This window comes from Aquirufa salirivi (assembly GCF_045310485.1).
Classification (GTDB): Bacteria; Bacteroidota; Bacteroidia; order Cytophagales; family Spirosomataceae; genus Aquirufa; species Aquirufa salirivi.
On sequence record NZ_JBEWZH010000005.1, the window covers coordinates 261,025 to 273,492 of the forward strand.

General features: G+C 41.7%; 5 protein-coding genes. 2 read left to right on the forward strand and 3 right to left on the reverse strand.

Annotation, left to right across the window (positions count from 1 at the left end):
- Positions 1-66 precede the first annotated feature (66 nt).
- On the reverse strand, positions 67-567 hold the full coding sequence (locus U0R11_RS08930; protein WP_406751357.1) for a heme-binding domain-containing protein: 501 nt from the start codon (positions 565-567) through the stop codon (positions 67-69).
- A 378-nt stretch (positions 568-945) separates the two neighbouring features.
- Between U0R11_RS08930 and U0R11_RS08935 the strand changes: the two genes are divergently transcribed.
- Complete coding sequence (locus U0R11_RS08935; protein WP_406751358.1) at positions 946-1,830, forward strand: YitT family protein; 885 nt, start codon at positions 946-948, stop codon at positions 1,828-1,830.
- A 305-nt stretch (positions 1,831-2,135) separates the two neighbouring features.
- Here the strand turns inward: U0R11_RS08935 and U0R11_RS08940 are convergent, their stop codons facing one another.
- Positions 2,136-2,642, reverse strand: coding sequence for a Crp/Fnr family transcriptional regulator (locus U0R11_RS08940; RefSeq protein ID WP_406751359.1), 507 nt, complete (start codon positions 2,640-2,642; stop codon positions 2,136-2,138).
- Here U0R11_RS08940 and U0R11_RS08945 point away from each other — a divergent pair.
- Positions 2,641-2,781: a hypothetical protein gene (locus U0R11_RS08945; RefSeq protein WP_406751360.1), complete on the forward strand. Its 141-nt coding sequence runs from the start codon at positions 2,641-2,643 to the stop codon at positions 2,779-2,781. The genes U0R11_RS08940 and U0R11_RS08945 overlap by 2 nt on opposite strands.
- A 133-nt stretch (positions 2,782-2,914) precedes the next feature.
- On the opposite strand, the gene U0R11_RS08950 is transcribed toward U0R11_RS08945, so the two are convergent.
- Positions 2,915-12,457: an invasin domain 3-containing protein gene (locus U0R11_RS08950; RefSeq protein WP_406751361.1), complete on the reverse strand. Its 9,543-nt coding sequence runs from the start codon at positions 12,455-12,457 to the stop codon at positions 2,915-2,917.
- Between the last annotated feature and the right edge of the window lie 11 nt (positions 12,458-12,468).

Consider the following 12,468-nt stretch of genomic DNA (forward strand, 5'->3'; position numbering starts at 1 on the left):
AATATAGAAATTTATATCCTTTATTCTGTGCTAAAATTCATATAAATAGTTATACGAAATGCCAGATTAAGATTGCTTTCTTTTTTTCATGACTAAGCTATCCGCAGGATAATGTGCCTTTAAGCTGTCCATTTGTGCTTTAGCCCAAGTGATTAATATTTCTCTCTGTTCTTGGCTTAAGTTAGCTTCTTTATGTAGTCCTAAATACGTGTAGGATTCCAATGGCATTTCTTTTTTTTCCACGGTTTCTGCAATTTCTTCTAATTTATGGTTTTGAACCGCGATAGGTAATTTGGTAAAAGTGGAGAGATTTAAATGCTTCTTCCCATCATTGATATGATGTGTTAAGAAAAATCCCACTGGCTGAATATTATTATACCAAGGATAAGTACTTTTATTGGAATGGCAGTCGTTACACGCCACTTGTAAAATATGATTGACGTTTTCAGGGACTAAGTATTTCGTAGAGATTGCATAGGTCTCGTCGTTGGATTCATTTTTTTCTTGGTGGATCAATTGTATACCGACCAAAAGGATGATGATAGCAATTAAAATTTTCTTTTTCATTTGATTTTAGGGATTAGTATTGGGTTCTTATTTCTCCAATTTAGAGAAAATTAGGAATATTTTCACTTATTTACAGGTAAAATAGACCTATTTTATGCGGAGAATTTGTTGGTATGCTTTAGAATAATAGTCTCGAATGGACGTTGTTTGAGAAGATTTACCAGAGGTTGACGTCGTAAATTTAAATGATTAGCATATTGTCTAATTATCTGAATTGCTTTGTCAGGATTTGAGGATAGATGTTCATTGTCTTTTTCAAATAATGTTGATTTGTATATGAATCATGGAACAGAGAATGGATTTCTTCTGTTCAAATGAGTGAGAGATTCTACTAATGTAGTGTAGTTCGCTATTGTTCAACCTATAAAAACACAGCCTATGCCAAATAAACATACAAACATCAAAAATCGGAACCTGTCTTTTTTAAAAGATCTGGTTTTGATTATTCTGGGAATATTTTCAGCTTCATTTGGTTTTAAAGGCTTTTTGTTGACGAATCATTTTATTGATGGTGGTGCTACAGGTATATCGCTGTTACTGACCAATGTCACCAAATTACCCTTGTCATTTTTGTTGATTATCATCAATATTCCTTTTGTCCTGTTGGGCTTACGTGTCATGGGGAGGACTTTTGCCATTAAAACGGCTTTTGCTATTTCTGGTTTAGCGGCGGTGGTGGCATTTGTCCCATTTCCTGATGTGACCAGTGATAATTTATTGGTAGCTTTATTTGGGGGATTTTTCCTAGGAGCAGGGATCGGATTGACCATCCGCGGTGGGGCAGTGATTGACGGAACAGAAGTATTGGCTATCTATTTAAGTAAGCGATTGGGGACTACCATTGGAGATATCATTATCGTTTTAAATGCTTTTATCTTTTTAGCGGCCATTTATTTTCTTTCCGTGGAAATAGCCTTGTATTCGATGGTAACCTATCTATCGGCTTCCAAAACCTTAGACTTTTTCTTAGAGGGTTTTGAGGAATATATGGGCGTGACCATCATTTCTACCGAGCACGAAGCCATCAAGGAAATGATTCAAAAGGATTTGGGTAGAGGTTTTACGGTGTATTCTGGGAAAAAGGGTTTTGGTAAAAAAGGAGAATCAGAACATGTGGATATCGTATATACCATAGTAACCAGATTGGAATTAAACCGCTTGAATAATGCTATTGAACTAATTGATAAGGACGCTTTTGTAGTTATGTCCAGCGTGAAAGACACCAAAGGAGGTATGATCAAACAGAGGCCTTTGAAGCATTAATAGTGCAATAAACAAAATTGTTTCTTGGAAGTGTATCTTCAAATTGGAGTGAAAAATTGTTGCTTATGGAGCAATTTGAACCCGAAGGGACATAAAAAAAGGAATGAACTTTACAAGCTAGACGACTAAGTCAGTTTGAAAGATATTCCTTTTTTGTTTATTTATTAAGAACACGGAGCAACTAGCTTTTAGGATAGTTGTTGTTATTTGTTCTTCAAAAGTATATCATATGATTTGAATCACATTCAATTAATTTTAAAATTCATAGGTCCGCTTGACAATTGTCAACTTTCAATAGATTTGACTTATTTCGTGATTGCTGGAAAATCTTGGGCAAGTCGGCTTAAGGTTTCAGGTCTAATTCCTAGAAATTCAGCGATGTATTTATTGGGAATTCTTGAAATACTTTCCGCATATCCAGAGGCTAAAAATGCGTCATAACGGTCTTTAGCGCTTGGAATCCGCGAAATATAGACTCTTTCTTCGGCCGATACTAAATAGAATTCAAAAAGGGCCCGATAGATGGTGGACATATCTGGGAAGTGTTTTAAACAATATTGTAAATCATCAAAATGTAAGGATTCCGTTTGCGTGTATTCAATGGCTTGAATGTTTTCTTTACAAGGAGTCCTCATGAAGAATCCTCCGACAGAAGTAAAAATGTGATTTTCCCAATCGACCCATTGGGTGATTTCTTTGGTTCCGTGTTGGTAAAAACCCCGAACCAAGCCTTTTTTTATTAAATGCAAATGGCTAAATGTTTCTCCAGCTTTGCAAATTAACTCTCCTTTTTTGAAACTATGACTTTTCATGTTAGCAGATAAGTATTCTTTTAAATCCTTAGAAATAGGAGTTATGGAATTAAAAAATATCAGACTATATAGGTTTTTAGGAGTTTGGGAAATCATAGTAGAAGGAGAGAAACAAGCTATTGATTACCATTTAAATTAAAAGGGAACCCGCAAATTATCTTAAATGTAAGTTCTTAATCCTTTATTTAAAAAGGAATTGCTAGACAATTTTTGGTTGAGCAAAAAAAAACGAGGACTTTATGTCCTCGTTTTAAAAATAATCTGGGAGTATGTTACCTATCTGAAGCAGTACGATTGATGAATACATACGATGAGATATTTGGTTTTACACCAAAGAAATCAACAATGTAATAGTAAACGCCATCGGGTAATTTTTTATCTATGGTGATTACATTGTTTGGAGCACTTTCTCCACCCCAGTCATTTTTATAATTATCTGTTTCAAATACTAAATCTCCCCAACGGTTATAGATGCTTAATCGATTACGGAAGTTTAGGATACCTGGAATGACTAATTTATCATTGAATCCATCATTATTAGGCGAGATTCCTTGAGGAACAAAAGTATCGCAAGTATCAGGATCTAAGCGGTTTGGAATACCATCTTTATCGCAATCTGGCATAGCTCCAAAATTCAAATCATCTTCCAATAAATCAGGGATGCCATCATTGTCATCATCTGGATCTAAGTAATCATAAATGCCATCCTTATCCGTGTCTAATGGTGTATTTAGGTTGGACCCAGCACCGATGCTATCTGGTGTTCCGTCATTATCACTATCAGTATCACGGAAATCAGGGATACCATCTCTGTCCGTATCCACTGGAATGTTAGGATTTTTACCTACTTCTATTTTATCAGGAATGCCGTCGTTGTCACTGTCAACATCTCGGTAATCTGGTAAGCCATCTTTGTCGGAATCCACAGGTCTATTCGGATCAGAACCCGCTTCTACTTTATCTGATAAGCCATCATTATCTGAATCGGTATCACGGAAATCAGGGATACCATCTCTGTCCGTATCCAAAGGAGCGGCTGGGTTTGGACCAACTTCTACTTTATCTGGGATAGTATCGTTATCAGAATCACTGTCCATATAGTCAGGATTTCCATCTTGATCGAAATCAGAAGGGATTAATGCATCTGGTCCTACTTCAAAGTTATCCAAGATGGTGTCATTATCTGAATCAATATCTCGGAAGTTTGCTAGGCCATCTCCATCGGTATCTACCGGTTTGTTAGGGTCTGATCCCACTTCTAATCGATCCGGAATACTATCATTATCTGAGTCTGTGTCTATGTAATCTGCCTTCGTATCTTTGTCAGTGTCTACCGGATTGTTCACATCGGATCCTACTTCTACTTTATCAGGTATACCATCGGCATCTGAATCTGTATCTCTGAAGTTATAATTTCCGTCTTGATCGGTATCTATGGGAGCCATTGGACTAGAACCCGTTTCTACTTTATCTGGGATTGTATCATTATCCGAATCTAAGTCGCGATAGTCATCGATGCCATCATTATCACTATCCAATGGTTTGAATCCATTACCACCCCCTTCGATTTGGTCAGGAATTCCATCTCCATCAGAATCTAGATCTAAGTAATCTACTTGACTATCTTTATCCGTATCCACTGGAGCTTTTGGATTTATTCCCGCTTCATAGATATCTAATATGCCGTCACCTTCGGAGTCTGTATCACGGTAATCCGCTAATCGATCTTTATCCGAATCGATCGGTGTACTTGGATTAGATCCTGCTTCAAGCGAATCAAGCATGCCGTCGCCATCGGAGTCTAGATCTTCAAAATCTTTGGTACCATCTTTATCTGTATCCACTGGATTTTCACAAATCACGCTTTCTACTTTATCAGGAATGCCATCGCCATCAGAATCCAAATCACGGAAATTAGCAATTTCATCCCCATCAGAGTCGCCACCTAATTCAATTCGATCAGGAATACAGTCGTTATCTGAATCTAAATCAAAGAAGTCAGGAGAACCATCTTTGTCCGTATCAATCAAGGCTTTGTATTGCCCACGATCATCCCATCCATCATCGTTGTCATCGTTTCGGTTATCACAGGTTGCACACTTGTTTTTACCTTCCCAAGCATCTGGAATTCCATCACCATCCGAATCAAGATCCAAGTAATTAGGAATACCATCACTATCATTGTCCTGAATACGTTCATCGCTATCACCTAACCAGTCACCATCAGAATCTTTATCACGGTAATTTGGTTTTCCATCTTTATCACTATCTCCAGTAGATTCAATTTTATCATTGATAGCATCACCGTCCGAATCAAGATCTAAATAATCGGGCGTACCGTCTTTGTCAGTATCTGGTACTGGAGCAGGATTAGTTTCTAGGAAGTCAACCAAACCGTTTCCATTAACATCTGGTGCAGCACCGTTAATATCCACACGTCCATCGTAGTTGGTATCAATGACTCCACGGCTACTGTTAGTCGCTTCCCAAGCATCCATGATGCCATCATTATCAGAGTCGGTATCAAGGTAATTAGGAATAGCATCTCCATCTGTATCTAGGGTTCTTTCCATGGTATCCAAAATACCATCATTGTCAGAATCTAAGTCAAGGTAATTAGCATCTCCATCCCCATCACTATCAATATTCTTTTCAATGATGTCTAAAATTCCATCATTATCAGAATCTGGGTCTTGGGAGTTTGGAATACCATCACTATCAAAGTCTTGGCAAACAGTTCCTCCTATATATCCACCGTAGCATTCCATGTCGTTGGTTATACCATCGCCGTCACAGTCACCTAAGAAGTAACGTTGGTATCCTAAGGATCCTTTCACTGGAATATATCCTGGTATACCACCGATACAAGAGTTCAAAGGAGCAGCGTCTGTTCCGTTGGTAGTTCCGTCACCGTCGCAGTCTGCTGATTTCCAGGTTAAGCTTGTTTTAGAGAAATCTTGGCTAGCGACTAAATAAGAGCAAGGGTCATTTTTATCCGTGCCATCGCTTGTTTCTTTTTCATCTGAAACGCCATCTCCGTCTACATCATCGGCGACTACCACGATGTTTTCTGCTTGAACACCTGCACCAGTTGTTGGTGTAAATGTAAATCCACCATTTCCAGATCCTCCTTGGTATTTGATTCCTAATAAGGAGAAGTCAGCTAGACCATTAACAAAGTCACTTGGACTCGTCAATTTAATTGTTCCAGAAAGACCGGTTACATTTCCGGTTAAATTAGTAACAACAACAGTGATATTATTTTGAGAAGCATCAAAGTTTTTCACTACGTTACCATATTGATCAAGAGCTTTCAGTGATCCAACCAATGGTTGACCAACTGTTTGCTGAGGAGCAAGTGTAACTTCTAATTTAACAAATGTAGAGTTAACGACTTCCACCTGCAATTCACCTTCTTTCGGCGTGTTCGTGATACCGTCCGTTGCAGAAATGGTAGCAATCTCCGCTTTGTATAAGATAATCACTGCATTAGCAAGACCATTGGTAAAGGTTAAGTTAACCGTGCTTCCAAATTCAGCTAGCGTACCAACAGTTGAGTTTAGGCTGATGATGTTAGAGCCTGGGTTTTGAACAACTGTATTCCCTGCTGCTGTGGCATTGATATTTACAATGGTAGTTGAGGTGGTTGAATTCGTCTTTTTAACTGTTTGGTTCAATGTTCCTGTTCCGCCTCCAATCGAAGTTGGGTTACTAGTAGGCGCTCCTGCACTAGGTTTATAGATTTCCGAAGCGGCTGTTGCCCCAGTGAATGTGATAGGTTTATTTCCAATATAAGTTGAAACAACGTTATCATATTTATCGAGAGCTCTAATGGTAACAGTTTGTGTTGTTCCAGCTTCTTGTTTAGTTAATCCTGAAATGAAATATCGATACAATGGACCATGGGTCACAGTAAATGCATTACTATCACCAACTTTCCCATTCACATTTGATCCTGCTCCTGAACCTGTAGCACGAAGTACGATGCTTGTTTCAGCTTTATTGTACTCAACTCCTGTAATAGTTACAGAACTAGTTCCTGCAAGAATGATACCCGTGTACGTGCCAGAAAGAGTACCTGTTCCAGTTTTAACACTTAATGTAATCGTACTATTAGCTGTCGCTAAAACGGTGTTGTCATTCTCATCAGTTAAGGTAGCGGTTATCGTTTGACTCGTACCTGCTACATAATTACTAATTGGACTTAACTTGATTTTTGAACCAATACCAGCACTCACGGCAAAGGCATTTGAATTACCAACTTTACCATTTGTATTTCCAGCGCTAGTAGCTGTAGCTTTTAATTCTACGCCTGACTCTACTTTATCGTAGGTAATGCCAGAAATAGTGACGCTAGAACTACCACTAAGTAGTGATCCTGTCAGTGTTCCACCCAAAGTACCTGTACCAGTTTTTATACCGACCGTTACCGTGGTGTTTACATCGGCATTCACAAGATTGTCATTAGCATCTACTAAAGTTGCAGTTAATGAGAAGGTATTTAAAGCAATCTTGTCTGTAATGGTAGAGATGATAAATCGATTGGCTCCACCAGCTGTGACATTGAATGTATTGGAATCTCCAGATTTGCCAGCTACATTACCAGCACCTGAACCAGTTGCGGTTAATACTACACCTGATTCTAATTTGGTATAGGTAATTCCTGAAATCGTTACAGCACTAGATCCAGCATTGATGGTACCTGTAAGCGTTCCTGCTAAAGTTCCTGTACCCGTTTTTAAGGTTAATGTAACGGTTCCATTGGCAGTAGCATTTACTGGATTACCATTCACATCTGTAAGCGTGATTGTTACAGGGAAGGCTGTTCCAGCTGATTGGCCAGAGATGGTACCTACCACCAATTTGGAAGCTGCTCCAGCAGTAGAACTGAATCCTGCAGAAGTACCTGTTAGGTTATTATTATCTGTCGCCGTAATGGTCGTTGAGGTTCCTGAAACCGTATGCGTGGTATAGGAAACGGTGGCAATACCACTGGCATCTGTGCTACTTGTTGTCGATGAGAATGAACCATTGGCATTGCTCTTCGACCATGTGATGGTTTTACCTGAAGTGGTAACAGGATTATTGTTGGCATCTACCAATTGAGCCGTTATGGTTACTGTTCCTCCTGCAGTTGGAGAGGTGTTGCTACTGGTCACGATGTATTTAGCTCCAGCACCTGCAACTACATTGAACGAGTAAGAATCTCCTGTTTTACCTGAGACATTACCAGCACCTGAACCAGTAGCTGTTAAAACTACTCCTGTTTCTGCTTTTGTATATGTTACTCCTGTAATGGTAACAGCACTAGAACCACTTGTTATGGTTCCCGTAAGTGTTCCACCTAAAGTCCCCGTACCCGTTTTTAAGGTTAATGTGACAGTTCCATTGGTAGAAGCATTGACAGCATTGCCATTGTCATCTGTTAATGTTACCGTTACCGCAAAGGCTGTTCCAGCTGTTTGACCAGCAATCGTGGAAACCACCAATTTGGTAGCACCACCTGAGCCAGATGTAATCGTTGGCGTGGTACCCGTTAGGTTGTTATTGTCTGTTGCTGTAATAGTAGTGGCCGTACCCGCAACGGAATGTGAGGTGAAAGTTACCGTAGCTATTCCATTCGCATCTGTGGTGCTCGTTGCTGATGAGAATGAACCATTGGCATTACTTTTAGTCCAAGTGATTGTTTGATTTGCTGTGCTAACAGGGTTATTGTAAGCATCCACTAATTGTGCGGTAATAGTTACTGTTCCACCAGCAGCTGGGGAAGAAGAACTACTTGTTACCAAGTATTTTGAGGCAGCACCAGGAACTACATTAAAGGTATTAGAATCTCCTGTTTTGCCAGAAACATTTCCTGAGCCACTACCTGTAGCAGTTAAAGAAATACCTGTTTCTGCTTTGGTATAGGTTACTCCCGAGATGGTAACAGCACTAGAACCACTGGTCATGGTACCTGTTAGAGTTCCGCCCAAAGTACTTGTTCCCGTTTTTAAACTTAAAGTAATAGTTCCATTAGCCGTTGCATTGACAGGGTTACCATTTACGTCAGTTAAAGTAACTGTTACAGCGAATGCAGTACCAGCAGTTTGCTGAGGGATCGAAGAAACCACTAATTTGCTAGCTGTACCTGCAACATAGCTAACTGTTGATTGGGTTTGTGAACCTGTTCCACTTTTCACTTGAGATCCACCTAAGGTAGCCACAAAGACACCCGAGCCAACGGCAGTTGGTGAAGTAAGGGTAGCCGAATAGGTAGCATTCCCGTTATCCGTTACAGACCCAATGGAACCCGTACCCGACGATTTGGTGATGGTCACCGTAGCACCACCTGCAGTTAAGTTATTACCATTAGCATCTTTGGCAGTAACTACTAAAACTTGAGTAGTAGAACCATCTGCCACAATATTTGCTGAGGTAGGAGTTAAGGTAGAAGCGGTAGCGTCAGCTGCACCAGGCACTACGTTAAAGGCATTAGAGTCACCTAATTTACTTGCAACGTTTCCTGAGCCTGAACCAGTAGCTGTTAAAACTACTCCTGTTTCTGCTTTGGTATATGTTACTCCTGTAATGGTAACAGCACTAGAACCACTGGTAATCGTTCCAGTTAAAGTACCACCTAAGGTGCCCGTACCTGTTTTACGAGTTAATGTCACGGTACCATCTGTCGTTGCATTAACAGCATTGCCATTGTCATCTGTTAATGTTACCGTTACCGCAAAGGCTGTTCCAGCTGTTTGACCAGCAATCGTGGAAACCACCAATTTGGTAGCACCACCTGAGCCAGATGTAATCGTTGGCGTGGTACCAGTTAGGTTGTTATTGTCTGTTGCTGTAATAGTAGTGGCCGTACCCGCAACGGAATGTGAGGTGAAAGTTACCGTAGCTATTCCATTCGCATCTGTGGTGCTCGTTGCTGATGAGAATGAACCATTGGCATTACTTTTCGACCAAGTAATTGTTTTACCTAGTGTAGTAACGGGGTTATTATTATCATCGACTAATTGGGCTGTGATTGTCACGGTGCCTCCAGCGGTTGGAGAGGCAGAAGAACTAGTAACTAAGTATTTAGAACCTACGCCAGCAACCACGTTGAAGGCATTGGAATCACCAGTTTTACCATTGACATTACCAGCAACTGAACCCGTAGCTGTTAAGACAACCCCTGTTTCTGCTTTCGTGTAGGTTACTCCAGAAATGGTTACTGCGCTTGTACCAGAAGTGATAGTTCCTGTTAGAGTACCACCTAAGGTACCTGTACCTGTTTTTAAAGTTAATGTTACGGTACCATTAGCCGATGCATTGACGGCATTTCCATTGACATCTGTTAATGTAACAGTTACAGCAAAAGCAGTACCAGCCGTTTGACCTGCAATATTGGATACCACTAGTTTTGTTGCTCCACTTGCATCGGATGTAATCGTTGGAGTAGTACCTGTTAAAGTGTTATTATCTGTTGCCGTAATAGTTGTAGAGGTATTCGCGACTGTATGTGCGGTAAATGTCACAGTTGCTATACCACTTCCATTCGTCGTGCTAGTAGCTGATGAGAATGAACCATTGGCATTACTTTTTGACCAAGTAATCGTTTGATTTGCTGTGCTAACTGGGTTATTATTGGCATCCACTAATTGTGCGGTAATGGTGGCTGTTCCACCAACAACGGGAGCATAATTACTACTTGTCACCAAGTATTTAGAAGCAGCCCCTACAACGGTGTTAATAGTTCCTGAAGTTCCTGAAATAGCCGAAGTAGTAGCTGTCACAGTAGTGGCAGTACCTGCAACGGTATGCGAAGTGAACACAACAGTAGCAATACCACTTCCATTAGTTGTTGAAGTAGCCGAAGCAAAACTACCGTTGGCATTGGACTTGGTCCAAGTAACGGTTTGTCCTGAGGTAGCAACTGGATTGTCATTGGCATCGGCTAACTGAGCCGAGATGGTTACAGTAGCACCCGCCACAGGAGACGAAGACGAAGAAGTAACGAGGTACTTACTAGCAGTCCCCGCCACGGTGGTGATGGTAGAAGATGTTCCAGAAATAGCCGAAGTAGTAGCTGTCACGGTAGTGGCAGTACCTGCAACGGTATGCGAAGTGAACACAACAGTAGCAATACCACTTCCATTAGTTGTTGAAGTAGCAGAAGCAAAACTACCGTTGGCATTGGACTTGGTCCAAGTCACGGTTTGTCCTGAGGTAGCAACTGGATTGTCATTGGCATCGGCTAACTGAGCCGAGATGGTTACAGTAGCACCTGCCACAGGAGAAGAAGACGAAGAAGTAACGAGGTACTTACTCGCAGTCCCCGCCACGGTGGTGATGGTAGAAGATGTTCCAGAAATAGCCGAAGTAGTAGCTGTCACAGTAGTGGCAGTACCTGCAACGGTATGCGAAGTGAACACAACGGTAGCAATACCACTTCCATTGGTGGTTGAGGTAGCCGAAGCAAAACTACCGTTGGCATTGGACTTGGTCCAAGTAACGGTTTGTCCTGAAGTAGCAACTGGATTGTCATTGGCATCGGCTAACTGAGCCGAGATGGTTACGGTAGCCCCCGCCACAGGAGAAGAAGACGAAGAAGTAACGAGGTACTTACTAGCAGTCCCCGCCACAGTGGTGATGGTAGAAGATGTTCCAGAAATAGCCGAAGTAGTAGCTGTCACAGTCGTGGCAGTACCTGCAACAGTATGCGAAGTGAACACAACGGTAGCAATACCACTTCCATTAGTTGTTGAGGTAGCCGAAGCAAAACTACCGTTGGCGTTGGACTTGGTCCAAGTCACGGTTTGTCCTGAAGTAGCAACTGGATTGTCATTGGCATCGGCTAACTGAGCCGAGATGGTTACAGTAGCCCCAGCCACAGGAGAAGAAGATGTAGAAGTAACGAGGTACTTACTAGCAGCCCCCGCCACGGAGGTGATGGTAGAAGATGTTCCTGAAATAGCCGAAGTAGTAGCTGTCACGGTAGTGGCAGTACCTGCAACGGTATGCGAAGTGAACACAACAGTAGCAATACCACTTCCATTGGTGGTTGAAGTAGCCGAAGCAAAACTACCGTTGGCGTTGGACTTGGTCCAAGTCACGGTTTGTCCTGAAGTAGCAACTGGATTGTCATTGGCATCGGCTAACTGAGCCGAGATGGTTACAGTAGCACCTGCCACAGGAGAAGAAGACGAAGAAGTAACGAGGTACTTACTAGCAGTCCCCGCCACGGTGGTGATGGTAGAAGATGTTCCAGAAATAGCCGAAGTAGTAGCTGTCACAGTAGTGGCAGTACCTGCAACGGTATGCGAAGTGAACACAACGGTAGCAATACCACTTCCATTGGTGGTTGAGGTAGCCGAAGCAAAACTACCGTTGGCATTGGACTTGGTCCAAGTAACGGTTTGTCCTGAGGTAGCAACTGGATTGTCATTGGCATCGGCTAACTGAGCCGAGATGGTTACAGTAGCCCCCGCCACAGGAGAAGAAGACGAAGAAGTAACGAGGTACTTACTAGCAGTCCCCGCCACGGTGGTGATGGTAGAAGATGTTCCAGAAATAGCCGAAGTAGTAGCTGTCACGGTAGTGGCAGTACCTGCAACGGTATGCGAAGTGAACACAACAGTAGCAATACCACTTCCATTAGTTGTTGAAGTAGCAGAAGCAAAACTACCGTTGGCATTGGACTTGGTCCAAGTCACGGTTTGTCCTGAGGTAGCAACTGGATTGTCATTGGCATCGGCTAACTGAGCCGAGATGGTTACAGTAGCACCCGCCACAGGAGAAGAAGACGAAGAAGTAACGAGGTACTTACTCGCAGCCCCCGCCACGGTGGTGATGG

What these genes read in the sequence shown, in the direction of transcription:
- U0R11_RS08930 (WP_406751357.1), bottom strand. Translation starts at nt 567, where the DNA reads ATGAAAAAGAAAATTTTAATTGCTATCATCATCCTTTTGGTCGGTATA.
- U0R11_RS08935 (WP_406751358.1), top strand. Translation starts at nt 946, where the DNA reads ATGCCAAATAAACATACAAACATCAAAAATCGGAACCTGTCTTTTTTA.
- U0R11_RS08945 (WP_406751360.1), top strand. Translation starts at nt 2,641, where the DNA reads ATGTTAGCAGATAAGTATTCTTTTAAATCCTTAGAAATAGGAGTTATG.
- U0R11_RS08940 (WP_406751359.1), bottom strand. Translation starts at nt 2,642, where the DNA reads ATGAAAAGTCATAGTTTCAAAAAAGGAGAGTTAATTTGCAAAGCTGGA.